Origin of the sequence: Shewanella phaeophyticola, assembly GCF_025398315.1 — a bacterium.
Taxonomy (GTDB): Bacteria; Pseudomonadota; Gammaproteobacteria; order Enterobacterales; family Shewanellaceae; genus Shewanella; species Shewanella phaeophyticola.
Genome location: NZ_JAODOQ010000001.1, coordinates 3277217 through 3303529, shown reverse-complemented (window position 1 = coordinate 3303529; position 26313 = coordinate 3277217). Strand labels below are relative to the sequence as shown.

Annotated in this window: 12 protein-coding genes and 7 pseudogenes; 12 read left to right on the top strand and 7 right to left on the bottom strand. The window is 44.4% G+C overall.

Annotated features, from left to right (window positions below):
• The first annotated feature begins 107 nt into the window (after positions 1 to 107).
• Positions 108 to 2688: pseudogene (locus N4T56_RS15285) on the top strand (acylase).
• A 228-nt stretch (positions 2689 to 2916) separates the two neighbouring features.
• A pseudogene (locus N4T56_RS15275) lies at positions 2917 to 4385 on the top strand (carbon starvation CstA family protein).
• Positions 4386 to 4472: 87 nt separating this feature from the next.
• Here N4T56_RS15275 and N4T56_RS15270 read toward each other — a convergent pair.
• A pseudogene (locus tag N4T56_RS15270) lies at positions 4473 to 5686 on the bottom strand (4Fe-4S binding protein).
• 245 nt (positions 5687 to 5931) lie between these two features.
• On the opposite strand from N4T56_RS15270, the gene N4T56_RS15265 reads away from it, so the two are divergent.
• Entirely contained in the window at positions 5932 to 6951 is a 1020-nt protein-coding gene (locus tag N4T56_RS15265; protein ID WP_261733825.1) for a DUF2817 domain-containing protein, read from the top strand.
• A 3-nt stretch (positions 6952 to 6954) separates the two neighbouring features.
• A complete protein-coding gene (locus N4T56_RS15260; protein WP_261733824.1) occupies positions 6955 to 7761 on the top strand; it encodes an alpha/beta hydrolase in 807 nt (268 codons plus the stop codon).
• On the opposite strand, the gene N4T56_RS15255 is transcribed toward N4T56_RS15260, so the two are convergent.
• The 4 genes and pseudogenes from N4T56_RS15255 to N4T56_RS15240 all read right to left on the bottom strand — a co-directional run bounded on the left by N4T56_RS15255 (position 7758) and on the right by N4T56_RS15240 (position 11934).
• The gene (locus N4T56_RS15255; protein ID WP_261733823.1) at positions 7758 to 8663 is read right to left on the bottom strand and encodes a LysR family transcriptional regulator; all 906 of its coding nucleotides are present in this window, start codon (positions 8661 to 8663) and stop codon (positions 7758 to 7760) included. The two genes, N4T56_RS15260 and N4T56_RS15255, sit on opposite strands and share 4 nt — an antisense overlap.
• Positions 8664 to 8691: 28 nt before the next feature.
• Positions 8692 to 10272, bottom strand: coding sequence for a cryptochrome/photolyase family protein (locus N4T56_RS15250; RefSeq protein ID WP_390904126.1), 1581 nt, complete (start codon positions 10270 to 10272; stop codon positions 8692 to 8694).
• Positions 10273 to 10293: 21 nt separating this feature from the next.
• Positions 10294 to 10428 (bottom strand): DUF2256 domain-containing protein, encoded by a 135-nt coding sequence (locus N4T56_RS15245; RefSeq protein WP_261733821.1) that lies wholly within the window; start codon positions 10426 to 10428, stop codon positions 10294 to 10296.
• Positions 10418 to 11934 (bottom strand): annotated as a pseudogene (locus tag N4T56_RS15240) (FAD-binding domain-containing protein). Before N4T56_RS15240 ends, N4T56_RS15245 begins: the two are co-directional and overlap by 11 nt.
• A gap of 192 nt (positions 11935 to 12126) precedes the next feature.
• On the opposite strand from N4T56_RS15240, the gene N4T56_RS15235 reads away from it, so the two are divergent.
• A complete protein-coding gene (locus tag N4T56_RS15235; RefSeq protein ID WP_223419329.1) occupies positions 12127 to 12765 on the top strand; it encodes an NAD(P)-dependent oxidoreductase in 639 nt (212 codons plus the stop codon).
• A 56-nt stretch (positions 12766 to 12821) separates the two neighbouring features.
• Here the strand turns inward: N4T56_RS15235 and N4T56_RS15230 are convergent, their stop codons facing one another.
• Positions 12822 to 14117, bottom strand: coding sequence for a sigma-54 interaction domain-containing protein (locus N4T56_RS15230; protein WP_261733820.1), 1296 nt, complete (start codon positions 14115 to 14117; stop codon positions 12822 to 12824).
• 259 nt (positions 14118 to 14376) lie between these two features.
• Here N4T56_RS15230 and N4T56_RS15225 point away from each other — a divergent pair, with 259 nt between their 5' ends.
• The 3 genes and pseudogenes from N4T56_RS15225 to N4T56_RS15215 all read left to right on the top strand — a co-directional run bounded on the left by N4T56_RS15225 (position 14377) and on the right by N4T56_RS15215 (position 20671).
• Positions 14377 to 17466 carry a choice-of-anchor O protein gene (locus tag N4T56_RS15225; RefSeq protein ID WP_261733819.1) on the top strand — a complete coding sequence of 1030 codons (3090 nt, stop codon included), beginning with the start codon at positions 14377 to 14379 and terminating at the stop codon, positions 17464 to 17466.
• A gap of 283 nt (positions 17467 to 17749) precedes the next feature.
• Positions 17750 to 18861 (top strand): annotated as a pseudogene (gene aguA, locus N4T56_RS15220) (agmatine deiminase).
• A gap of 102 nt (positions 18862 to 18963) precedes the next feature.
• Positions 18964 to 20671, top strand: a pseudogene (locus tag N4T56_RS15215) (amidase).
• A 311-nt stretch (positions 20672 to 20982) separates the two neighbouring features.
• On the opposite strand, the gene N4T56_RS15210 reads toward N4T56_RS15215, so the two are convergent.
• Positions 20983 to 21768: an SDR family NAD(P)-dependent oxidoreductase gene (locus tag N4T56_RS15210; RefSeq protein ID WP_261733818.1), complete on the bottom strand. Its 786-nt coding sequence runs from the start codon at positions 21766 to 21768 to the stop codon at positions 20983 to 20985.
• Positions 21769 to 22024: 256 nt separating this feature from the next.
• Here N4T56_RS15210 and N4T56_RS15205 point away from each other — a divergent pair, with 256 nt between their 5' ends.
• The 4 genes and pseudogenes from N4T56_RS15205 (at position 22025) to N4T56_RS15185 (ending at position 25518) form a co-directional block, all read left to right on the top strand.
• A complete protein-coding gene (locus N4T56_RS15205; protein WP_390904070.1) occupies positions 22025 to 22924 on the top strand; it encodes an AraC family transcriptional regulator in 900 nt (299 codons plus the stop codon).
• 94 nt (positions 22925 to 23018) lie between these two features.
• Positions 23019 to 23581 (top strand): annotated as a pseudogene (locus tag N4T56_RS22855) (fibrobacter succinogenes major paralogous domain-containing protein).
• Between the two features lie 212 nt (positions 23582 to 23793).
• The gene (locus N4T56_RS15190; RefSeq protein ID WP_261733815.1) at positions 23794 to 23934 is read left to right on the top strand and encodes a hypothetical protein; all 141 of its coding nucleotides are present in this window, start codon (positions 23794 to 23796) and stop codon (positions 23932 to 23934) included.
• Positions 23935 to 24606: 672 nt separating this feature from the next.
• Positions 24607 to 25518: a 2OG-Fe(II) oxygenase family protein gene (locus N4T56_RS15185; protein WP_261733814.1), complete on the top strand. Its 912-nt coding sequence runs from the start codon at positions 24607 to 24609 to the stop codon at positions 25516 to 25518.
• Positions 25519 to 26313: the final 795 nt, after the last annotated feature.

The window sequence follows — 26313 nt, the reverse complement described above, 5'->3', positions numbered from 1 at the left end:
GTTACACATTTTGCGATGGCTGGGGTTATCGGTATAGATTACATAGATTGAGGCATAAAGGATTAAATACCTCACCCAGATTTTGGGTAACAACAAGGATAATAATAATGGATTTCAATAAACTCCTGCTCGCGGTGGGCGTGGTGTCGACGACTTTTATTGTCGGCTGTGGCGATGACACCGACTTTAGTAAAACCACTCAACCTACACCTGAACCAGAAGTCATACCTCTTCTTCAAGCTTTTGCCCCAAATGGCGCGCTTAAGGCACAGATCCGCCGCACCGAATATGGTGTACCACATATTACCGCGGACAACTTAGAAAGCCTGGGCTTTGGAAGCGGTTACGCTCAAGCGCAAGATAACTTATGTGTGATAGCCGATGGTTTTATCAAAGCCAACTCAGAGCGTTCAATGTATTTTGACCTCATGCCTCAATCGACTTTTCAACGGGGTTGCCCACCAGTGAAGATAACGGCAATTTAATTTCTGACTTTGCCTACAAAGCATTAAAAATCAGAGAGCTTGCTGAAACGCAATACACCCAGTTTAGTTATAATTCACGCGCGTTAATGGAAGGTTTCAGTGCCGGCTACAATCAATTTTTAGCCGACGTTGAAGCTGGCGAACAAACCGCTGAGCCTTTTTGCGCCGGCCAACCTTGGGTTAAACCCATCACTGGGGTTGATGTAGCTAACTATTTATTTTCGGTCGCGCTGCTACCGGGCGCTGCTAACTTTTTAGATTTAATCTTTTATGCAAATCCTGGCGATGGCGAAGAATACTTACCGCGGATTGTCGACCGCGGGTTCATCGGTGCAAACGGCCTTTGTTAGCGACATGAACCGCAAACTCATTGCTCGAGCGGCAAATATCACTACACCAGATACCAACCCACGTGACTTAGGTTCAAATGGCTGGGGCCTAGGCAAAGATAAAACCGAGAATGGTAAAGGTATGGTATTGGGTAATCCACATTTTCCGCATACTGGTAATTTACGTTTTTGGCAGTCGCACTTAACGATCCCAGGGCAAATTGATGTAATGGGCGGATCGCTAGTGGGTATGCCTGGTCTAGTCAATATTGGTTTTAATAACGATGTCGCCTGGACACATACCTTTTCAACCGCTGAACATTTTGTGATGTACAACCTTGAGCTGATGGCTGGCGACAGATTGCAATATATGTTCGACGGCGAAGCCATGCCAATCACTAAAGAAACCGTTTCGGTATTAGTGAATGCTGGCTCCGCGGGAATGCTGGTTGCTGAGAAAGACATATACACCACCGCCAAAGGCTCAATGGTTGAAGCGCCACCAATCTTAGCTCCTTTTGGCTGGGATGACGGCCAAGCCTTTATGATCCAAGATGCCAATATGGCCAATAAAGATCCGCTTGACCATTGGTTAGCCATGAACCGTGCCAGCAATCTTGATGAGTTTCAGCAAGCCTTTAAAAATTACGATGGAGTGATTTTTAATAACACCATGTATGCCGACAAAGAAGGTAATGCATTTTATATTGATGATTCAACGGTACCGGGTTTTTCTGATTTTGTTATTGGTATCCTTAAAACCACCCCAGATATTATCGCGGCGAAAGCCCAAGCTGGATTTACTATATTGCCGGGTAACACTTCAACGTTCAGTTTTAGCGAACCTATGCCATACGAGCGCGCACCAAAGCTTGAGCGAACTGACTTTGTGCAAAACTCCAACAACTCTTTTTGGTCTACTAACTTAGCCCAGCCATTAGAGAACTACTCACCCATGTATGGACCAGAACGGGGCCAATTGTCGTTGCGTACTCGTATGGGGTTAACCTTAATGGAAGATGCGGCAGGCGATGACGGCAAGTTTTCTGTCGACGAGTTAGAGAGCGCTTTATTGTCTAATCGTGCCTATTTAGCCGAGTTAGTATTAACTGATTTACTGACGCAATGTGCAGAACAAGGTGATACTCCCGTGGTCGTAAGTGCAACCTTGTCTAAAGATCTTAGTGCATCTTGTGCTGCGCTAACTGCGTGGAATGGTAAACAAGATAACGACAGTGTCGGCGGGGCGTTAATTCGCGAGTTTGCGCATCAATTTAATCAAGACACCATGTTGACTCAAGTATTTGATTACACTAATGCAGCCTCTACACCCAACACACTTGCCAGCGATGGTAGTGCGCTCGTTGCATTAGCTCATGCAGCCCTTAACCTAGAAACCGCAGGTTTTAGTGTTGATGCAAGCCTTGGTGAAGTTCAGTTTGTTGAAAAGTCGCTACCAGATGGCAGCGCATCAGGGGTTAAATTACCTTGGCCGGGCAGCCATAATGCCGAAGGCGGCTTTAATGTGTTTTCGACCAGCTTGTCGGGCGACGATACATTAATTCCTCAGCATAGTTATGCCGCTGTTATGGATGTATTATCAGGTAAGGCGGCTTCGTCGGGGTTAACCGCGCAAGGTTATCAAATTCGCTATGGTTCAAGTTGGATGATGACGGTGAGCTTTACCGATGGTGCAATCGGTTGCGAAGGGCATATTGACTTACTCGCAATCAAGTAATGCATTAAGTCCAAGCTTTAACGATCAAAGTGAGTTTTACTCGACTCAAAAACAACTTCGGCCATTGTTGTTTACCGAAGCAGACATTCAAGCATCGCTTGAATCGACCACCGAGCTGAGTTATCAACGAGATTAATCGCCCCAATGAAAAAAAGCCAACTTGTAAACAACGAGTTGGCTTTTTTAGCAATAACGAACTAAGTCATTAATTAAAATGTATAAAAATATAAAAAGCATTAAGAATGATAAGACTTTTTAGTTAGCAACCCCTACTTTAGTATAATGCTCTGCGGCTTGACCTACACCAGTAACTGCAACAAACTCAGCATTGAATATATTCAATCGTTAATGGGATGACAAAATAATGTTAATTTTCCTCATTTGTATCGCGCTTTTAGTGCTCGCATACAAGCTCTACAGTCCGTTTGTTGAGAAACAAGCTGGTATTGATCCTAACTTACCCACGCCACAAAAGCGTTTTGATGACGGTGTGGATTATGTACCTGTTCATCCTGTAAAAGCGTTTTTAATCCAATTTTTAAACGTGGCAGGTGTAGACCCATTTTTAGTCCTATTTTAGGTGCATTATACTACCCAATCGCATTAGTGTGGATTGTATTGGGTAACATTTTAGGTGGTGCGGTACACGATTACTTCTCTGGGGTGATGAGTATCAAAGAAGACGGTAAAAGCTTACCTGAAATCGCAGGCCATTATTTTAACATCTACTTCAAAGCCGCCATGTTGTTGTTTACCGCAATGCTGCTGTTTTTTGTTGGTGTCGTATTCATTATGAGTCCAGCAGGCCTTTTAAGTAACCTAGATTATTTTAAAGACACTATTTTTGCTAACAACACCTTCTGGGTAGTCGCGATTTTATGTTATTACTTCTTCGCGACATTACTGCCAATTGACAAAATCATCACTAAGCTTTACCCATTCTTTGGTGCTTTAATGATCGTGATGACTACTTCAATTGCCGTGGCATTATTGATTAACGCCCCTCAGTTACCAGAATTTGGCGATATTTTTGCTTACTTTGACCATAGCCATTACAACAATGACTTGTTAGAGCCTAATCCTGATGGATTACCAGTATGGCCATTATTATTTGTGACCATTACCTGTGGTGCGATTAGTGGTTTCCATTCAACACAAGCCCCGATTATGGCGCGTTGTTTAACCAACGAAAAATACGTACGCCCTGTATATTACGGCGCAATGGTTGCTGAAGGTATTGTGGCATGTGTATGGGCAACAGCGGGTATTGCTGCGTTCCCTGGTGGTTATGTTGAGCTGAAGGAAATTCTTGCGCAGGGCGGCTCTGGTATGGTTGTAAACCAAGTGGCAACCACGTACTTAGGTGTTGCGGGTGGTATTATGGCGATTATTGCTGTAGCCGTATTCCCAATTACCTCGGGTGATACAGCGTTTAGATCGCTTCGTCTTACCATCATTGATGCGTTTAAGATCCCACAAAGTATCTCTAACCGTTTATTAGTGGCAGTGCCAGTATTGATCATTGCATACTTTATGACGAAAATTGACTTTACGCTTATCTGGCGTTACTTCGCGTTCTCAAACATGTTGTTGTCTACCAGCGTATTGTGGTTAGCGACTAAGTACCTGTTTGACCGTGGCACCATTCATTGGATTGTGAGTATTCCAGCGATTATTGGTACCTGTGTAACCGTGTCGTACATTATGACCGCCGGTATTGGTTTTGGCTTACCACAAGAGTTAAGTCAGCCTGTTGGTATCGCTGTTGGTGTGATCGCCTTTATTGGTTTGTTGATTGCACATAACAAACGTAAAGTGGCACCCGCTGCATAATCGTTTAAACGATTGATATAAAAGGGCTGCAATTTGCAGCCCTTTTTGTTGTCTCTTTAGTGAGCGTTGTTGAAAATGCCTTGGATGCTAATGCCCGATACGGTCGAGTTTTTGAATAAGCTCCATTTTGATGTTATCAGGTGTTTGGCTGTGCCAGTATCCACCCACGTAAGCAAATAACGGCACCATAAACATCACCGTCAGTAATATAATTAATACCCCTCTAGTAGACAGGTTGATACCGTTGCGAGTACTAAGTTGTAATGCCTCTTTTTTAGGGCAAGCTGATACGCAACGCATACAAGCCTGGCATTCATCTGAGCGAATATCTTTTTGAGTATGCACCGAAATATTAGCCGGACAGGCTCGAGTGCATTTGTCGCATTTCATGCCTTTTGTTTCAATTAAACAATGTTGGCTGTCACGACGAATTTTAAACGGGCTTAAAAAGCTCACTAAACCAAGTAGTGCACCATATGGGCAAATATAACGACAAAATCCCTGACGGCGCCAGGCGGCTAACATAAAAATCATCCCAAAGCAGATTAATGCCACCATTGATGGCATAAGGAAAAATGCAGCCATTTTGAGGTCGGCGACTTTGTGATAATTACCTGATAAATAATGTGGAATACTGTTTGAAGGCATTGAAATAACCAAAGCAAACAACGCGACTAATAACAGGTATTTAAGCATTCTTAATGGCCAATCTAACCATGCTGGTGGTAATAGCTCTGCCTTAATAAAGCGTTTTCTGAGTTTATAAAGATACTCTCCTGCTAATCCTAATGGGCATGCCCAACCGCAAAATGCACGCTTACACAGCACACCAGTAAGTAATACCACACACAACATCACCACGGCAGCAGGGTGGTTTTGATCCCACAATCCTAAGGTTAAAATGGCTTTTAGTTCAATGCCGCCTGCAATAGGTAAAAAGGCATCACCCACATCGGGTCGCATTAACCAGGGTGTTTCACCTGCGTACAATAGTCCGGCATTAATTGCGTACTGTACACCCACTAACAACATTGAAAGCGCAAAAAAATGTTGGCTGAACTCTCTAATAGTATTGGGCCTACCTTCGGCTGTTGCAAAGGCTGGTCGGTATTGCCCCACAGCGGTGACAACCAAAACTGAAACTAATAAGATTAATAATAAAGGCCAAAAAAACTCGCAAGGGTAGCGCCAACTAATAGTGTTCCGCTGACCAGAGCGCCCCATTTTTTGCCGCTCCAATAAAGCAAGCTAGTGCTATAAACCAGTGCCAGCATTAAGGTGATCGATTCTATTGTGCTCATGTAAACAATCCTGTAGATGATTGGAACTCGATATATGATAAATAGTGAGTGTGATGAGTGATGTGAGCTCGATCGATAAAGACCTGCTGTTTTGTAATTATTTGATCTATATTGTTTTGTTCTATTTTTGTAAATGATGTAACTCAGTTGTTTAGCTGGGGCAAAACAAGCTTATGCTAATGTCATTAAGCTGTCTTATTGGCGAGTTAACTTATCAAGATTATGTCGCCAACGAATGAGAGTGAATGGGCCAGTTTTCATTTGAACATTGTTTCGAAATAGATACGTTAAAGCGGTTAATCGCCCAGCATCAGCACCTGTTTAGGCATCAATCTTTAGCCGATTTATATTATCGAGGTGAAAAGTTATCGGTAACAGCCATTGAGCTTGGCCAGCAACAACAAATGTGTCCTACAGTGTTATTTGTGGGGGGCGTTCACGGTGTAGAGCGTATTGGTGCTCAAGTGGTGTTGGCATTTTTAACCAGCTTATTAAATCGACTCCCTTGGGACACGCATTTACAGCAATTGTTGCAACATGTGCGCTTAGCGTTTGTGCCAGTGGCGAATCCGGTGGGTTTTTTACGTGGCAGCCGTGGCAACGGTAATAATGTTGATTTAATGCGTAATGCGCCGATTGACTCTGACGAGGACGTGACATTTTTAGTCGGTGGGCAACGCATATCGCCAAAATTGCCCTGGTATCGAGGCAAAGCAGGGATGGAACTTGAAACCGAAGTACTTGTTAACTACGTCAAACAACTACAGCATCAAAGTAGCAGCGTGATTGCACTTGATGCCCATTCTGGTTTTGGCTTGTTAGACCATGTGTGGTTTCCCCATGCGCATACACGCCAACCATTTGAGGGCATGGGCTACATATATCGATTAATGCAGTTGTTTGAGTCAGGCTATCCTCATCATGGGCATTATCGTTTAGCGCCGCAAAGCCAATTTTATCGCACTCATGGTGATATTTGGGACTATTTAGTGGCCACTAACTCGAGTGAAAAACCGTTAATTCCGCTCACTTTAGAAATGGGCTCTTGGGCATGGGTTCGTAAAAATCCGCGTCAACTGTTTAACTTTCCAGGTTATTTTAATCCACAGCAATCCCATCGCCATCAGCGTATTTTACGTCGCCATGTTGTATTAATGCAGTTTTTGATTGATGCCGCTTACGCTCAAATTATTGAGCAGACAACGCCCGCACAGTTGATACACTTGACGCAACAAGCTAATCGTTTTTGGTCTAAAAAAGGCTAAATCATGACTACCATCGTGTTATTAAGAGGGCTTATGCGTGACAGTCGCCATTGGTATGGATTTGATGAGCGATTGAGCCAGCGAACAGTCCCACCCTTGTTTAATGTGATATGTGTTGATTTACCCGGCAATGGCACTTTGGCCGGACAAAAGAGCCCGATGGCGCTGCAAGATTACTGCGCGGCAGTTTGGCAACAAATAGACGCCGCCTTAATCGCCCAACATAAGCCTTTAGAGCATTCGCCATTGCTACTGGTGGGGTTGTCGATGGGCGGCATGTTAGTTTTAACCTTGGCGGCTCAATGTCCTGAGCGAATTAAGCAGGTTGTACTGATTAACAGTAGCGCGGCAAACTTATCGCCTTGGTATCACCGTTTTCAAGTGGTGGGATTACTGGCCGCGGTAGTAAAGGTATTGACCAATGCGATACAAAACCGTGTATCGGGCAGTCAACCCCCAAAACCGTATCACTGGTTAGAGGCCACAGTGTTAAGGTTTACCAGTCAACAGTTAGCAATACATCCTCAAGTGATTACAGCCTGGAGCAAACTGCGCCAGCAATGTCACACCTCTTTTGGTAATGGCTTACGCCAACTCTATGCCTCGGCGCGTTTTCAGTGTCCTAAATTAACTGGGGTACGGGTTGTGGTGGTGGTGAGTAATCAAGACAAACTCGCTCATCCTAAATGCAGTGAGCAATTAGCACTGTTTTATCGCACTCAGTTACACAAACTGGAAGACTGTGGTCATGATGCAAGCCTAGATAAAGCACAGCAATTACAACAGCTGTTAATTGATACGCTTGTTTAACGTGATGCGCCTTGCCATTTTTTTATATCTTGCTGCCAGGCATTGGCGGTAAAGTCGATAAAGGCTCTAACAACGGTTTGTTGGTAACTGCGTGACAGGTATACCGCCCATAAGGTTTTACCCGGCGCCGTGGTATTGGGCAGAACTTCGATTAGTTCAGCGCGGCTTAGATAATGGTTTGCCAAATCGGTAGGCAAGCACACTATGCCATTTCCACGCAGAGCAGCATTGATTAATACGCCCATATCGTTAGCCTGTAAATTGCCTTTTACATCAAGCTTGTGAGATTGCGAATCCGCAATAACCTCCCAACGTTGCTGGCTCGAGTGCCGTAAGCAATTGTGTTGTAGCAAATCATTTGGCGCCCAAATGGCGGCATGTTGCGCCAAGTAGTCTGGCGAGGCGCAGATGACGTTGTCGATGTGCATTAAACGTCTAGCAATTAAGCTTTCATCTGGTTGGTGGGTGTAACGCAGAGCGATATCAACCCTGTCGTTGACTAATTGCGAGACATTATCTGACAGTAATAATTGAATATTGACCTGAGGATGAAGACGGCAAAAAGCCTCGACTACATCGTACAGATTTTGCTGTCCAAGGCCGATAGGGGAGGCGATTCTAATTGTACCAACCAGTTCAGTATTGTGGCTGTGGGCGCGCGCTTCCATGGCGGTGACTTCGCTTAAAATACGTTGGCAGTAATTAAGCGCCTCTTCACCTTGCAAGGTAAGGCTCACTCGGCGTGTAGTGCGGTGCAGTAAGCGTAATGCCAGCCATTGCTCAACTTCTTTTATGTGCCGAGAAACCTGTAATCGGCTTAAACCCAGTTGCTCCGCCGCTTGGGTAAAACTGCCACAGCTTGCTACTTCAACAAAGCTGCGTATTGCAGATATTTTGTCCATCACATCGTCCTATCTCGACAGCCAATGGTTATAAGCTTTCTATGTTTTCCAACAGGTTATTGGCTTTATTAATAATGGCTTGTTGGGTGTGTTCATCCATTTTTTGCCAGTTTTTATACACCATCGTCATGCGTGGATTACGGTTAAAGTGTTGCTGATGACGCTGAATAAAGTGCCAATATAAACTGTTGAATGGGCAAGCGTTGTCTTCTGTTTTGAGTTTGACATTGTAATGACAGCTTTTGCAATAGTCGCTCATTTTATTCAGGTAGTTGCCACTGGCGGCGTAAGGTTTCGTGGCGACAATACCGCCGTCGGCAAATTGAGTCATACCACGGGTGTTGGGCATTTCGACCCATTCAATGGCATCAATGTAAATACCTAGATACCATTGGTCTACCTCATCTGGGTGTAGCCCCGCAAGCAAACTAAAACAACCCGTGACCATTAACCGTTGAATGTGGTGAGCGTAGGCATAGTCGAGTGACTGCTTGATGGCTTGGTGCATGCAATTCATTTTGGTGTTGGCGATCCAAAAATAATTTGGCAATGGCCTTTGGGCTTGTAAGGCATTTTTAGTGGCATATTTGGGCATGTTGCCCCAATAAATACCGCGTACATATTCACGCCAGCCCAGTATTTGCCTCACAAACCCTTCAACTTGGGTGAGTGATATTTCTTGTTGATTGGCTTGCCAGTATTGAATCACTTTATTGATTACTTCACTGGGAGAAATCATTTTTGCATTAATGGCAAATGAAAGGCGTGAATGATATAGGCTCCAATCGGCACGGCTGTTTTCGGTCATCGCATCTTGAAAACGCCCAAAACGAATGAGTAAGTGCTGGCAAAAATAATCAAGTAACTGCCGAGATTGACGGCGATTAACCGGCCACAATAATTGGCTTTGTGCTTTACCAATCGTGTTGATATTGTGCCGTTGTAGCCTGGCTAAAATAGCGCTGACATCGTTAGCAAATAATAACGGCGAGGGAATGTCGGCGAGGTCTTGTTGTTTAAAATATTCGCGGTTTTGCGAGTCAAAATTCCATTGTCCGCCTAAAGGCTCATCGTCTTGCATCAGCACATTAAAGCGTTTGCGCATACGCCGATAAAAAAATTCCATTTTAACATGTTTGTTAGCTGCAAATTGCGCCTTGATATCGTCAAACGGCAATAAAAAATGCTCGCTGTCATACTTGTTTTTGGTCACATTTGGCCAGGCCAACTCAGCTAACTGTTGTGCTAGGCGATATTCATCTGGCTGTTGGTACTCAAATGCCGTGAGCTGTTTGCTGGTAATGATGTGCTCAAGCAATGTGGGCAAGTCTGAGTAATGTTGTGTCTCATCTAGCGTAAGGTAAATCACTTGGTGGCCGCAATTAGCTAGGGCGTTGGCGAATTCGGCCATGGCGCTAAAAAAGGCACAAACTTTTTGCACATGGTGAGTGGTGTAGGTGGCTTCCTGGCCTAGTTCGGCAATCAAATACACTGTATTTGGACTAACTTGCTTAAACCAACTGTGAGATGCATCAAGTTGGTCGCCCAAAATGAGTCTTAATGTGGTGGTTTGCGGCAGCAATGTTGGTGAAGCCTGTGTGTAAAGCATCGTCATAGTTATTACCTTTAATTATTGGTGCCGGCGACAGCGTTCAGAACAATATTTAACGTTTTTCCAGTCTTTAGCCCATTTTTTACGCCAGGCAAAAGGTCGTTGGCACACAACACAGACTTTGTGTGGCAGATGAGGTTTTTTATGTGTCATGGCGATGGCTCGTACGTTTGGCTTTTGGGCGCACATGGCGATTTAACACTGCCGTAATATGTTGTTTAACTTGTGGCTGTTCGCGATATGACCATAAGCGATCGCGGGCAGCTTGTGATGCCACAGTTAAATCAATCATAGGTTCGGGGTAGTCACGGCCTAAAACGATGTCGTTAAAAATCGCCTCCATGGGCGGCTGTAGCCATGGCTGGTGGATATAGTCATTGGGTAAGTTGTTAAGCTCGGGGCACCACTGACGAATAAACTCACCGTTAGGGATTCCTGATCCTGTGACTGTTTAATGGGGTTATACAGCCTGATGGTGTTAATGCCTGTGACAGAAGCCTGCATTTGCAGTTGTGGGTAGTGAATACCTGGCTCAAAATCGAGAAAATAATTAGCTAAAGGTAAGCTTGCATGTTGCCAAGCAATATTAAGATGGTGGGTCACAAAACTAACCAACATGGCGCGCATTCTAAAGTTAATGTAGCCAGTTTGGCGTAAACAACGCATGCAGGCATCAATAATCGGAATGTCGGTTTGGCCTTCTGCCCAGCGCTGAAGATCCTGTTGTACTTGGCTATCTGTGCGGTAGGGGTAATCAAGATATCCAGGATTCACTGGGGTGAATTCCATACTGCATTGGCTTTCAAATTTTTGCATAAAATGACAATGCCAGTGCAGGCGCGACATCATGGCGAGTAAGGGTTTTCTCCACGCCTTGTTTGTATTTTTAGCCTCGTTGTAGCGTGTTAATGTGGCTTGATATACCTGCTTTAAACTGATGTTTCCCCAAGCTAAATACGGCGATAAGCGTGAGCAATGAGTACGACTTAAGCTCGGGCTAGAAATGCTGCGCTGGTAGTTTTTACCTCTGTGAGTCAAAAAACTACTCAGTATTGCTCTGGCCGCCTTATATCCTCCAGATTGAAACTGGTCATTGGCGGTTATGATAGCATCATCAAACGTCGGAACTTGATAGTGATTGAGTGTTTGTATCTGGCATTGCTGCCATTGAGGGATCGCAATAGGGCTGTTCATGACTTGTTTCCAATGTTGATCCCAGGCAATGCGATGTTTACGCCCCCGAACCACGGCGCCAGTGGGTGATTGTTGCCAATGAATATGTTGTTGATTACACCAGTGTGCTACGGCTTTATCGCGCTCAAAACTGTTGTGCAAACCTATCTCTTGATGACTATAAATATTTTTTATTTCAAACTGTTGATGTAACGCTTGCAGCAGGTCAATGATCGGCAGGTCAAAGATGTAGATCTGGCCTTTAAATCGATTTAGCTGTTGATTCATATCCTGCAATGACTGCCACACAAAGCGCCAATGACGTTCGTTGTAATGGGCGTCGGCTAACATAAATGGCTCAAAGGTATAAATCAGCAAACAGGGCAAATCATGATTAAACGCATCGACAAGCGGCTGATGATCAGACAAACGCAAGTCGCGTTTAAACCAGACGATATTAATAGCTTGTTTGGTCGTGTCGGCCATGGTGGCAAAAATCTCATGCTGAATGAGTAATGAGATACGTGTTAACTCGGGGTTTAGATTGCTTTTTAGGGGGGAAAATATAGCTTCGTTTGTGTCTCTATTTGAAACAATTATGCGCAATAGGTGTTATTTATCTCGTTAATGCTTACTTGTAAACTGGCTCCATTGTTAATTAATAGAGCGAGACAAAACATGAAACTAGCAGTATTAGGCGCAACAGGTTGGATTGGTGGCACTATTACCCAAGAAGCGATTGGTCGTGGTCATGACGTGGTTGCCGTTGTTCGTGACGCCAGCAAAGTGACCCAAGATATTAACGTGCGAACCCTTGATATTACTCAAATGACAGCACAAAACGTTGCAACTGCTTTTGCTGATGTTGATGTGGTCATCGCCTCGGTCAGTGGCCGTGCAGCGCAAAATCATGACGTTGTAGCTCAAACTGCAGCGCAGTTATTGCAATATTTACCGCAAGCAGGCTCGCCACGTTTATTGTGGGTTGGTGGAGCAGGTAGCCTAGAAGTGGCACCAGGGGTGACGTTGGTATCAACACCTGAGTTTCCTGAGGAATACAAGGCTGAAGCCATTGCGCAAGGTGAAGCATTAGCAGCATTTCGTGCAACCAAGTCTGCGATAAACTGGACCTTTGTTAGCCCAGCAGCAATGATTTTCCCGGGTGAGTCTGAAGCTCCATATCGTTTAGGCGGTGATGAATTCTTTACCGATGCCGCGGGTCAAAGCCGCGTTTCCGTTGTGGACTTTGCTAAAGCCATGGTTGATGAAGCCGAAAATGCCAAGCATATTAACCAACGTATAAGTGTTGCTTACTAAGTGGATGCTTAATCAAAACAGGCCTAAGAGGCCTGTTTTGTGCTTTTTGCATGAGTTTATTGTAACTTCCGGTATAATGAGCGAGTGCTAATACCGGCCAGTGCAGCGGCTTTATCTTTATCGCCATCGACACTGTCAATAAGTCGCCTTAGGTAGTTAAGCTCATTGTTTTTCAAGTCTGTTGCCGAACCTGAATCCCCACTAATTTCACGATCTATCTCAAGGCAGGTTTTAATCACATGCAGATCAATTATTAGGGTGTTTGATAGCACTAATGCCCGTGACAAAATATTACGTAGTTCCCTAATATTACCCATAAAATCATGTTTTTTGAGCAAGTTGATGGCGCAATCTGTCACGCTATATTGACCGCTTTGATCAATTCGTTGAAGAAGGGTTTTTGTTAACAGTGGAATATCTTGTTTTCGCTCATTTAAAGAGGGGATATGAATCGGAAACACATTGATACGATAGTATAAGTCTCGCCTAAATTCGCCCCGTTCTACCATGCTAATAATATCTTGGTTTGTTGCGCAAATGAGTCTGAAGTCTGACCGCTTGGTTTCTCTACTACCTACAGGGCGATATGTGCCGGTTTCAATTAGACGCAGTAATTTGATTTGTAATTCATAAGGCACGTCGCCAATTTCATCTAAAAACAATGTTCCGCCGTGTGCCACTTCAACTAGGCCTTGTTTATTGTACAGTGCGCCAGTAAAAGCCCCTTTTATGTGGCCAAATAACTCACTTTCAAATAATGGTTCAGTTAGCCCTGAGCATTCTAGTATCACCATAGGATGCTCTTTTCTATTACTGGCGAGATGCACAGCTGCAGCCGCGATTTCTTTACCGCTTCCGGTTTCTCCTACTAATAACACCGATGCATCTGTCGGTGCCACGCGGGTAATGTTTTCGACTAATTGATTAAATGCAGGACTGGCACCCACCATTTCATTATTGCCAATTTTTGGGTTGGTCTGGGTGACTGATTTTAACAACTCAACACAATATTTGACCTCTCCGTTGTGGTCTAAAATAGGCAGAATTTCAATGTCGATATGTTGTTTGCCATGGGGAGAATGATGAATATGCAGTGCACGTTCTTTTTTGCCAGAAGCACACGCGGCAAATAAAGGACAGGCCTCTCCTGCTTGCTCACAAGGGGCATCATTAGAATGAGACACCTTGAAACAATAAGCTGCTTGGCTTTGATCGATTGCCCCGTAACTTTCAAGATAGTGTTTATTCGTTGCCAATATTTGGTATTGCGGTGTGACCAATATTGCTGGGCAATCATAAGCATTTAGCATAATGGCAAAATCTTCATTGCCTTGGTTTTGGCTAATCTGCATAACTGACTCCATTTTTGTCAACAAAATTGTCACTTATGACAATTATGTTAACAAAAACAAAAACTATGTATATCAATCAAACACATAAACTTGATATTTATCAGTGTTTATCGAAAATTTTTTGTGCGGCTATCATTATGGCGCGGTCATTGCTGTATATAAATTATCCAATTCATTTGGGATTTGATGATAGGAATTTGGTGATAGGAAATTAACAATAAGATTTTTCATTGAATAATGACAATAAGGAAATTTTATTATGAAATTTAAAAAACTACTCTATTGTATGGCCGCTGCCTACCTTTCAAGCGCAGTGTGTTCGATTGCCTTAGCAAGTGAGGTAACCGCTATATCTCCTCATGATGACGATGGGGTACTCACAGAAGATTTAGCGTCAAAAGGTAAAATAATCCGGTTGCCCAATGGTGATTTAATCAGTGCCTATGCTTATGGCAATAGCCAAAGCCAGACTGTTTATGACTTGAAAGCGCAAAAAGAGCGTCCTGCACAGGATATTTTTATACGCGTATCAAAAGATGACGGTGCGACCTGGGGGCAAGCGGTCAACATTTCTGATACGGCACGCAAAACATCTAAACAAAGTTACTGGGTAACAGATGTCAATGGCGATGTGTCACTCGCTGATTTTTACGGTGACTCAGGTAAACCCAATATTTTTGCTGCGAGCGGTTATGTCGCTGTGACATGGGCTGATAAATATTGCCCTGCAATTGATATTGATGAAACAAATCTTGATGATGACATCCCTGATTATAATTATCATCAGGGAGCTGCAACCTACCTTGACCGTGAGGGAAGACAGCTACCCTTTAGTTGTACTTACATTGCTTATACTAAAAACCCTAGTGCTGTAGATGCTGACAGTAATCCTACTGGTGGTACGTGGAAGCGCGAGCAGTTAAGTTTTGGTGAGCGTGATGCTAAGCAAAATACCCCCCGAGCGACTAGCTATAGTGACGGTACTAAAGTGGCGTGGAACGTTGCATGGCAAGAAGATCCTGAAGGCTTAAAAACAGGAGATGCCGATGATCCTGGCGATGGTGCCAGTGGGGCAAATGTCAATAAAGGTACCGATATTTGGTACACCTATATTGAGGACATGAAAGCGCCCGCGCTTGCTGATATTTCATTTGCGGCCAATGTGTCTCGTGTGACCAACAACTTTAAAACATTCAAAAAGCGTGAAGGGGATGACGTTGTTACAGAGCTAACCGGCTACCTTGACCCAATCTGTGCGGCCTCATCAGATTGTTTAGATACTCAGCCATTACTTGTCGAAACCGGTAAAGAAGGTGCATCACGAGCCAATTTAGGTATGATCCAAGTACCTGGACAAAAACCTGTGACGATTATTGCCTATGAAGAAACCAAGGGCGGCGGTGAAGGTGTCGATTTTGGTAAGGTTGTGCGTTATCACCGTTTTACCTTTGACCAGCCACCCGCAAGTTATATTAATGTCGCATTCAGTTCCGGTTTACAAAAAGGCGGCAGCTCAACGGGGAATTCTAAAAATCAGAATCAACCTGGCGCTAAAGGCAACTTTACCGATGATGATACCGTTTACAATGGTGAAGATGTACAAGTATCCTATCCAGATACTGAAGGCGTGGTCAGTGATGTTTATCAGTCTCCCGATTGGGAAGACCCTGCACGTATAGGATGTGTGCTGAGTAATCCTGCAGAAAATGCTCGACGCGTACGCTTCTTTTACAATCAAGTTGCAGGCATGGATGAAACCATTAATCAAAGTGGTACCAAGTTGATGGTTTTCTGGAAAGAAGGGGCGTATGACCAGGGTGGCTCTTCTGACATCATGGGCCGCATTGGCGTAGTGGGAGAGGATGCCACTAACACAGGTTTAACCCCGCTTGATTTTACCCCTGCTGTCGATACCAGCTTTACAACGTTTACCCGTTATGTACTGACATCGACTGGAACTGTTGTTTATCCTGATGGTGTTGGTGGTTATGTAGACGGTATAGGTAATGTCGTTGAGGTTGCCGACGGTGATGCTGTTTTAGATGTCACCTATGAAGAAGCGGGTGGTTGTAATTACTTTTTAACTGATGCTGATAGAGACCACATTCCCCCTATCACACTGTCAGATCGTATTAGCAACCCAGGTGCCGTTAACCTAAGTACTAATGCATTTGCAGAAGTCACCACTGATGACTCAACTAAGACCATTGAAGCATTAACCATCACAACTGAGAATAATAACCTTGAAGATGCCCGAGCACACCGCGGTGCTATTCGTGGTGATACTATCTTGTTTGGTTACAGTTACACATCAGACTGGGCATTGGCCAAGTACACAACCGAAGATAACTATAACTTCTTCACTCGCCGTAGTTATGACGGCGGTAATACTTGGACTGGCACCCAAAACTTGACCAATTATTTACCAGCATTAGAAGTCGACATTAAAGAGCCGCGGATTGTGGGGGCGCCTAGTAGTACCTCTGCCTGTGACTTAGCGACTGCACCAGATGGTGAAAATTGCCAAGATCCTAATGCCTTTATTGTTGCTTGGGGTTCTATCAAAAATACCTTAGCGCATATTGGTACGGGTACAGAACTTGATGTGTTTGTCACCAAAACCAGAGATGGTGGCCGCACTTACGAGCCTCTTAAATTGTTATCTGCCAATATTACCGTGCCATTAGATCCAGAAGGCGAACCTGACTTTGAATCACAACTCAGAATGAAGCCTAACGGTGATAATTTGTATGCGGTATGGATGGAAACTTCAACAGATGAAGCAGGGTATGAAGATACTGTGGTGAGGTATCGTGCTGAAGCTGACCTTGAAGATGCAGGCGCTCCTATGACGTTACTTGATGATGGCACCTACATTTACAACTATAGCCAGCCTATTACGGTTGACCAGGGTAGTGTCACCGGCCTTGTTGTGTCTTCAACAACAGCAACAGGGACTGATTATACTTATCCTATGCCGCAATTTAGCTACAACGTCACAGGCCTTGCTGAAGGTAGTACGATTTCCGTTACCATTAATTTTGGCAGTGCATTACCCACAGACTTTGCGTTGCTTAAAGTTAAGGATGACGGCAGTACGGTTGTGGTTGCAGAAGATTATTGGGAACTCATTGGTGATAACTTGATACAAGTGAGTATTACAGATGGCGGAGAGCTTGATGAAGATGGCGAAGCTAATGGAACTATTGTCGACCCAGTCACGGTTGGGGTACTGACTTCTACAGCGACTACCACATCTGGTAGTAGCAGCGGTGGTAGCGTAGGGTTACTTGAGTTGCTATTGGGTGTCTTTGGACTTGGGCTATTAACCCGCAGAAGTAAAAACTAACGAATCATTAGATTGATTTAATGGTTAGCGAAAGCCTCCTTCGACAAAGGGGGCTTTTTTTGGCGCAGAGTCTCGCCCGATATGTGTTGGTTAGTTATCTTGCGGTAAAATATTCTATATTAAAAATAGTTATCAATGCCCTGCATACAAGTATTTAGCGCAAACAGGCTTAAATGATATGATACTTGCCATATTTTGACTAAGCTCAAATTCACCCAGAATGTCGTCCTATATTAGGGCACATAATATTATCGTTTTTCAGCATTACTGGAGACCAAAATTCATGACCAATGCGAATGTGGATACCACACAATTATCTACAAAGCCATCACAAGATGGTTTTCACATGCCAGCCGAATGGGCGGCTCAGCAAGCTGTGTGGATGCTTTGGCCATATCGCCCAGACAACTGGCGCGCAGCAGGGGCTTATGCTCAAACAACATTTGCAAACGTTGCCGATGCCATTGGCGCTGTAACACCAGTATACATGGGCGTTCCCAAGGCATTTTTAGCACAGGCTAAAACAGTTATGCCTGCTCATGTCACCTTGGTTGAAATCGATAGCGACGATTGCTGGGCCGTGATACTGGCTGGACAGTGGTGGTAAATGCCAAGGGCGAATGCCGCGGTATTGATTGGGGCTTTAATGCCTGGGGTGGTCATAACGGTGGTTTGTACTCTCCGTGGGATAAAGACGAGCAAGTTGCGCAGTTAATGAATGCTCAACATGGTTTTGATACTTATCGCGCGCCGCTTATTCTTGAAGGCGGTTCAATTCATGTCGACGGTGAAGGCACCTGCATGACCAGTGCTGAGTGTTTACTTAACAGCAACCGCAACCCCGATTTGACTCTTGAACAGATAGAAGCTTATTTGTCTGAGTATTTAAATGTGCAGCAGTTTATCTGGTTGGAAGACGGCGTGTACATGGATGAGACCGACGGACATATCGATAATATATGTTGTTTTGCGCGCCCAGGCGAAGTGATTTTGCATTGGACTGATGATCAAAGCGATCCACAGTATCCTCGCTCAAAAGCGGCTTTAGAGGTGTTACAAAATGCGGTAGATGCACAAGGGCGTAAGTTAAACATTTATTTAATGCCACAACCGGATCCGTTGTATTGCACCGAAGAAGAAGCCCAAGGCGTAGAAGTGGGTACCGGGGTGCCACGCACGGCGGGTGAGCGCTTGGCTGGCTCATATGTGAATTTTTTAATCACCAATCAGCGCATTGTGTTCCCACTGCTCGACCCTGCAACAGATGATATTGCTGCACAAAAATTGCAAGATATTTTCCCTGAGTATGAGATTGTCGGTGTGCCTGCCCGTGAAATTTTATTGGGCGGCGGTAATATCCATTGTATTACTCAACAAGTCCCCGCTGGACAGTAAATAAAAACCTAGACCAAAATAAAAAGAAAGACAGTGAATGTTAAGCCACTGTCTCTCGATAATGACTTTTAAGAGCCACGGGCTTTAAAGAAGAGGTTTAACATGTTCGAAGTAACAGAGGTGTCCATTGCTGAGCTGCGTAATGCGCTCGAATCGGAGCCGTACTACATCGGTTGAATTGGTGCAGTCATATTTAGCGCGAGTTGATGCTTACGATGGCTACAGCGACAGAAACTAAGCTAAATGCATTGGTAGTGCGAAATCAAGAGGCGCTAAAAGAAGCCGAGGCGTCAGATGCACGAAGGGCTCGTGGCGAAACATTGAGTCCACTAGATGGCATTCCTTATACCGCAAAAGACAGCTACCTCGTTAAGGGGTTAACGGCGGCGTCAGGTAGCCCAGCTTTTAAAGATTTAGTGGCACAATACGATGCTTTTGCCGTTGAACGTCTGCGTGAAGCCGGAGCGATATGTATTGGCAAAACTAACATGCCGCCTATGGCTAATGGTGGCATGCAACGCGGCCATTATGGCCGTGCAGAAAGCCCATATAACGCCAATTACCTTACCGCGCCTTTCGCTTCTGGCTCTTCGAATGGTGCAGGTACTGGCACCGCCGCAAGTTATTCTGCTTTTGGCTTAGCCGAAGAGACATGGTCGAGCGGCCGCGGCCTGCATCAAATAACGGTTTGTGCGCCTATACGCCCTCGCGCGGGGTGATTTCTGTACGCGGCAATTGGCCACTGACACCGACCATGGATGTCGTGGTGCCTTACACTCGTACCATGGCTGATATGCTAGAAGTGCTTGATGTGATCGTTGCCGACGACCCTATTACTCGCGGTGACTTATGGCGCTTGCAACCTTGGGTTGAAATCCCAAAAGCCTCAAGTGTGCGTCCACAATCTTATTTGGCTCTTGCGGCTCAAGCTGACACCTTAAAAGGTAAGCGTTTCGGCTTGCCACGTATGTTTATCAATAAAGATGAATTGGCTGGCACCAGCGAAAACCCAGGTATTGGCGGCCCAACCGGTCAGCGCATCAATACTCGGGCATCGGTCATCGACCTTTGTGAAGCGGCTCGTAAAGCATTGGTCGCCGCGGGTGCTGAAGTCATTGAAGTTGATTTTCCACTGGTGTCAAATTGCGAAGGCGATCGCCCTGGTGCGCCGACCGTATACAACCGCGGTATAGTGACGCCTGAGTTTTTGGAAGATGAGCTGTGGGAGCTTTCTGGCTGGGCTTTAGATGAATTCTTGCGCGCCAATAATGACCCTAAACTAAACAAACTGTCTGACGTGAACGGCCATTTGATTTTCCCGCATGATTTAGGCACCTTGCCAAATCGTGAAGGTGATTTAGCTGCTGGTATGGATGAGTACGTCAACATGGCCAAAAGAGGGCTTAAGTCGTATAACCAAATCGACAGTGTTCCCGATGGTTTGCGCGGTTTAGAGAAAACACGCAAGTTGGATCTAGAAGACTGGATGGACGAGCTCAAACTCGATGCCGTGTTGTTCCCAACGGTTGCTGATGTTGGCCCTGCTGATGCGCACGTAAACCCAGCTTCGGCAGATATCGCCTGGAGTAATGGTGTTTGGGTGGCTAACGGCAACCTGGCAATTCGTCACTTAGGTGTGCCGACAGTGACCGTACCAATGGGCGTGATGGCTGATATTGGCATGCCTGTTGGGTTAACGTTTGCAGGCCGTGCTTATGATGACAACAACCTTTTAAGTTTTGCGAGTGCATTTGAATCGACAGGCAACAAGCGCGTTATTCCTCCACGCACGCCAGCGCTGGTTAAATAAACACTAAATTTAAGTGCTAAATTAAGCGCTAAGCACTCATATGAAAACGGGGTTGGTTTGTAAAAGCCAATCCCGTTTTTTGTTTCTAGAATTCAGGGGGGATGCATATTTTACTGAAGTTCATTTGTATCACTTAGGTTTAATGACTCGAGACAAGTGAACTAGCCGCGTAGCTCAATCGTTTAATTTAAGAGTAGCGCTTTTTTCACTCGATGACCCTAGATTAAAGCGACCAGTTTAGTGATGTTTTTTCAAGTGATAGCGTCCACAGTTTGGCTGCCATGTCTTGATTAAGTGCGATGCTATCGAGTTTATTTTGATTCACCGGCTTCAACAGTATTGGCGCGTTTAGTCGAGCCATAAAGCGCAGCCGATTGCAGCCCTTGCTCTGTTGCACACATCACCTCTGGCCATGCGCCTTTTTCTGCAGATTGTGCTATAACCCGAGACATCACCGCCCATAAAATCTTGTTAAATGTACTGGCAGTATCTTTTAACAAGTTTGTGCGAGAAGCGCCTGGGTGACACACTTGTACCTCTACGTTTTTGCCTGCCGCTTTTATACGACGCTGCAGTTCGTAACCAAACATCATTTGTGCCAGTTTACTTTGTGCGTATGAGTCCCAAGCGGTGTATTTGTTGTCAAAGTTGAGGTCTTCAAATTTAATGCGCTTAAGGCTCATCTTGTAAGCGTTGCTACCCACCATCACAATGCGACCCTTTGACTCATTGATACGATCAAACAACAGCCCGCAAAGCAAAAAGTGACCAAAGTGATTGACCCCGAGTTGGCTTTCAAAACCATCAACGGTTATTTGTTGTTTTGCGACCTGTGCAATGGCGCCATTACAGATAAGCGCATCGATTGACGGAGTTAAGTTAAGTAACGCGTTTGCCGCAGTGCGCACCGAGCCTAGCTCACCTAAATCGACCTGAATAAAACTTACATCAATGTGCTGGCCTAGAGACAATTTTAGCGCTTCAATGGCCGTTGCTGACTTGTCAGGGTTTCGGTTCATCATCACAACCTTGGCACCTTTACTCAGCAAAATGCGAGATGCCTCAAAGCCTGCGCCGCTGTTAGCGCCAGTGATCACATAGGTTTTCCCCTTAAGTGAGCCAATACGCTCTGGGATTCAACCTTTTTTACCAAATTGTTTTGTTAGCATATTTGTCATAATCGTTACCTGTGTTGTGATGCCCTGCGATATCACCGTTAATTCATTTGCATGTTGCTTTTTGCGGTAGTATCGTTATCTTGAATACACTATAACTCTCAATTTTGGCTTAAAATAGGTGTATTAGTGTCTAAAATATGCCTATTTGTATCAATTTTGTTTTTAGGTAAAAGTGATGAGACAAAAAATAAAGCAGTTAGTCGAAAAACGCATTACTGGTGAGGGTATGATTGAAACCAGTATAAAGGGGGTGAGTTTGTTCAGGGTCACTCAGGCCATTCCATGCTCGCCAGCGGTTTATGATCCCACCATCATCGTCATTTTGAATGGCAAAAAAGAGGCGATTCTTGAAGGCGAAAGGTATATCTACGACAACAGCCAGTACATGTGTTGCACCGTTTCTTTGCCCGTAGAGGCAGGCACGCCAGAAGCCTCAGTCGATGAGCCACTACTGGGTGTTTACATCTCACTGAATACTAAAGTAATGACAGAGCTTGCTATCGAAATGGAAAATACCATTGGTACCATTAAACAACCTAAAAGCAGCACACAGCCACAAGGGCTTTCTCTTGCAAACTGGGATGACGCCTTTGCGGATGCGTTACTGAGACTATTGCAACTCGATGGCACCTCGGATGCCTCAATACTAGGCGAAAGCCGATTGCGAGAGCTGTACTTCGCCGTATTAAAAGGGGACGCAGGGATTTCAGCCAGACGGGCGTTTGGTGTGGGTAATGAGATTGCGCGCTCTATTGATTATTTATCTGTTAACCTGGATAAAAATGTCACCATAGATAATTTAGCCTCGTTAGTGGGCATGAGCCGGGCGGTTTTTCATCGTAAATTTAAACAAGCCACCAGAATGTCGCCTATTCAATTTATGAAATCGATGCGCCTTAACAATGCCGCCATGAGAATCGCCACCGGTATGAATGTCAGTGAAGCTGCTATGAAGGTAGGTTATGTCAGCTCGTCGCAATTTAGTCGAGAATTTAAGCGTATGTATGGCAAGTCGCCTAAGCAATGGAGTCATTCAACCCCCTTACTCGAGTTAGAAGCTAAAATCGCACATTGATACAAATAGGCATGTTTTAGACAGTATATCGCCTAGTTTGATACTGATTTGAGCGCTAAAGTTGTTTGCTTAAAGGTAATGCAGGGGACTCATTATGAAACAACTCATCTTATCGATAGGAGCATGCATGGTCATGGCATCAACAGCGGCATCGGCCAGCGGTATCAACAGCGAGTTACATAAACTCGACAATACTGTTCAAGACAGAGAAGGTAATGTGTACCTCACTGTGAGTATTGGCGATCAAGTTTGGCTTGCTGAAAACCTTCGCAGTACTCAGTTTCAAGATGGTTCAGCGGTGCGCTCGGGCGCAGTGCTAAATAATGATGCGGCAAACCTATTAACATACGGCCGCTTGTACAACTGGCATGATGTGTCAGATGAACGAAACCTTGCCCTGCGGGCTGGCGAGTTGCCACCGATGAAGATTGGAAAGTCCTAGAGCGCACCTTAGGCATGCCTGAAGCAGAGGTGCACAAAAACGGCTGGCGCGGCGGTGAGCAACATATTGGTTTACAGTTAAAAGAGGTTCAAGCTGATGGGCTATTGACTAAATTCGAACCAGCACTAGTTAATAAGCAGCAGTTTTTTGCAAGACCTGCAGGCGTTAAATGGAACGGATTTTACATTACACAGGGGGCGTACACCGAGTTTTGACCGCAACCAGTGCAACCGATAACCAAGCTATTATTCGCACACTTGCATACTCGTGGTGGAATGCGCATAAAACTGAAATCCGCCGTGCGACCAGCTCAAAAGAGTATATGTTTTCGGTGAGGTGTGTCAGAATTTAATGCGGGTTTAAGTTAAAACAGAAGCTTTGTGAGAAGCGCAAACACATCAAGCTTTAGCGCTTTGAGGAGGATGACATGGAAAATCTAATTAAGTCTGTTACAGCAACACTACAAGCTGGGGTTGCTAAGTCAGATGGTAAACTCACTCTGACCACATCACATATCAATTTCGAACCATACAATAAACAGCTTGGCCTTGTACTCATACACATTTGAACTCTCTCACATCATCAAGGTTAAAAAATCTATGGCCAAAGGTGCTGGGATTTTACCTCTCTCTACTGATGCCATTGAGTTAACGTTTACAGATAACCAGATAAAAACATTCATTTTAGCGAATACGGATGAGTGGATGAGGCTATTGACTCCTGCCGGCTAGCAAGCGCATTTATACTAATCAATAATCAGCACAAAAATGTGATCATTCTTGCTGGTTAAAACCGCTTTTAACGTCGTTAGAAATGTTGAAGGTAGAACACGCACGCTGCAATATCTGCCTTATTCTAAGCGATTTTCTACGCAATCTTTGATCGCCTATTTATCCTGATTGGGTATAGATACCCCAAATTTACTGTGATGTGGTTAATTACTCACAGGCACAATTCTGGCTAATCCTGATTTCGACAATATTATTGGGTTATTTGAGCCTGTTCACCGTGCATTTGACGCATTGTCTCTGCTAGTAGTTAATACCCTGAATGCTCATGAGTAATGGAGTTCGAGCTAGAAAAACAGTTAAAACTAAGGCCTTTATTTACGCTATTATAAATAAAATCTTAATTCTGTTTGCTTGTGCGTGTTATTTATTCATGTAAATAGATGTAATAAATTGAGCTCCTCGCAAGGTGATAGTGATCACCGAGCCACAGAATAGGAGTGTTACTCATTATGTCATTTAATCAATTACAGCAAGCGCGTGCCATTGCATTACCGTCAAGAGAAGCCATGTTACGCCGCGATCCATCAGTACATCAGTTTTGGCATACCCATAAAGCGTTGTTCAGTGATGCCTGGAACGAGTGGCAACAAACCGAGCAAGATAACTTACTTACACTCGACAGTTCATTACTTGATAAACGTTTACGTGATGCGGTCACTCAAGCATGGCAAGACCCAAGTAAAGAAGTGGCAGTTAAAGAGCTGCTGCAAGAAGTGGCACCTGGTGTATTTGAGTTGCAGTTTTTCGACCCTGAGCGCCTAGCGGATTTGCGTGAATATTTAGAGCGCGTATGGGATGCACAAATTCCATTGCGTCCACCTTATGGCATTGTGCTTAATCGCCGTGGTGCTATGCTCGACAGCCGCTCAGAAGGCTACCTTGCCGCACCAAATTTCCAAGCATTTTATCGTGAAATGTTAAATACCTATATGCGCCCAATCGCGCGGATGCTATTTCCTGAAATTATTGGGTACGACACGCAAACATTTGGTTTTTCGATTCATTATCAGCCAAATACTGACAGCTCTATTCGTCCTCATACGGATGCATCGGCGGTCACATTAAACATTAACTTAAATTTGCCAGACGAAGCCTTTACCGGTTCTGCAGTCGACTTTTTTGATTTGGCTTCAGGGCAAAAACATAGCTTAACCTTTAAACCAGGTTCTGCGATGATCCACCGTGGCAATGTGGTTCATGCTGCTCAGCCAATAACAAGTGGCGAGCGCACTAACTTTGTGTTGTGGCTATATGGCGACCGAGGCCAAATACCACCACAAGACGCTAAGCGACCAGCCATAGATGCAAGCGAACGTTGGACAACACCAACGGCTGCACTGGATAGTTTTGCCCCGTTTTAACTAGTTTATGGCAAAAGGTTAAATACACCCCCTCACGTTGTCCCGGCATTACTTTGAGCCGGGACTCTTTTTTATGGCATGCGACCACTAACGTCGTGGCGCTTCGCCCATTGCAAAGCATGTAACTGTAAGGTTTTATTTGGCTTCAACATGGCATTCACTTACCGACACGCGCGAGTACATCCATGTAGCTCGACCGACCCGTCCATGGGTCGGACGGTCGGCTCGCAAACCACCATGATGAAGCTGTCAATGTTTGTCTTATCAGCAAGTTTTAAAGAATAGTTTAGTGAGGTGCATGCGTTGGCCAGCTCACGTATTCTTTTGGAAAAATTCTTCAACGGCCTCAAGTTCAAAGTTGAATTTGGGCTGTTTCATTGAAACCTATTTACGAAAATTCTTGGTTTACCTAAAGGATAATAAGGGGTGGCAAGCTTTACAGGTGTTGTAATGGTGTTTAGTAACTTCCCAAGCTAAATCGGCTAATAATCAAGCTAAAGTTGTACTAAAAATAAATAGAGGTTTTCTTAATGCATTGAAATTAATGAATTATAATTTTTTAGCGAATATAGAGTCCACTTTTAACGCGCAAGCCCGCTTTTATTTGTAAGTGACGTCAAAGAAAACTGCTTTACAACAATAAGATAGTAAATGTAGGATGTTATTAATCAATAAGTTAAAGGGCGACTTTAATTTTCATTTGCCCTTCAATAAGCGTTATAAGCACTAATCTGGAGTTTCGTTTGCGCATAGATTTTGAACAACATACGAAGGTGGAATCCGGATATTTAATAA

Bases quoted from the DNA above. Each gene is read 5' to 3' on its own strand.
- N4T56_RS15225 (WP_261733819.1), top strand. From the start codon at position 14,377: ATGAAATTTAAAAAACTACTCTATTGTATGGCCGCTGCCTACCTTTCA.
- N4T56_RS15230 (WP_261733820.1), bottom strand. From the start codon at position 14,117: ATGCAGATTAGCCAAAACCAAGGCAATGAAGATTTTGCCATTATGCTA.
- N4T56_RS15205 (WP_390904070.1), top strand. From the start codon at position 22,025: ATGAGACAAAAAATAAAGCAGTTAGTCGAAAAACGCATTACTGGTGAG.
- N4T56_RS15250 (WP_390904126.1), bottom strand. From the start codon at position 10,272: ATGCTTTACACACAGGCTTCACCAACATTGCTGCCGCAAACCACCACA.
- N4T56_RS15235 (WP_223419329.1), top strand. From the start codon at position 12,127: ATGAAACTAGCAGTATTAGGCGCAACAGGTTGGATTGGTGGCACTATT.
- N4T56_RS15190 (WP_261733815.1), top strand. From the start codon at position 23,794: ATGGAAAATCTAATTAAGTCTGTTACAGCAACACTACAAGCTGGGGTT.
- N4T56_RS15260 (WP_261733824.1), top strand. From the start codon at position 6,955: ATGACTACCATCGTGTTATTAAGAGGGCTTATGCGTGACAGTCGCCAT.
- N4T56_RS15245 (WP_261733821.1), bottom strand. From the start codon at position 10,428: ATGACACATAAAAAACCTCATCTGCCACACAAAGTCTGTGTTGTGTGC.
- N4T56_RS15265 (WP_261733825.1), top strand. From the start codon at position 5,932: ATGGGCCAGTTTTCATTTGAACATTGTTTCGAAATAGATACGTTAAAG.
- N4T56_RS15255 (WP_261733823.1), bottom strand. From the start codon at position 8,663: ATGGACAAAATATCTGCAATACGCAGCTTTGTTGAAGTAGCAAGCTGT.
- N4T56_RS15185 (WP_261733814.1), top strand. From the start codon at position 24,607: ATGTCATTTAATCAATTACAGCAAGCGCGTGCCATTGCATTACCGTCA.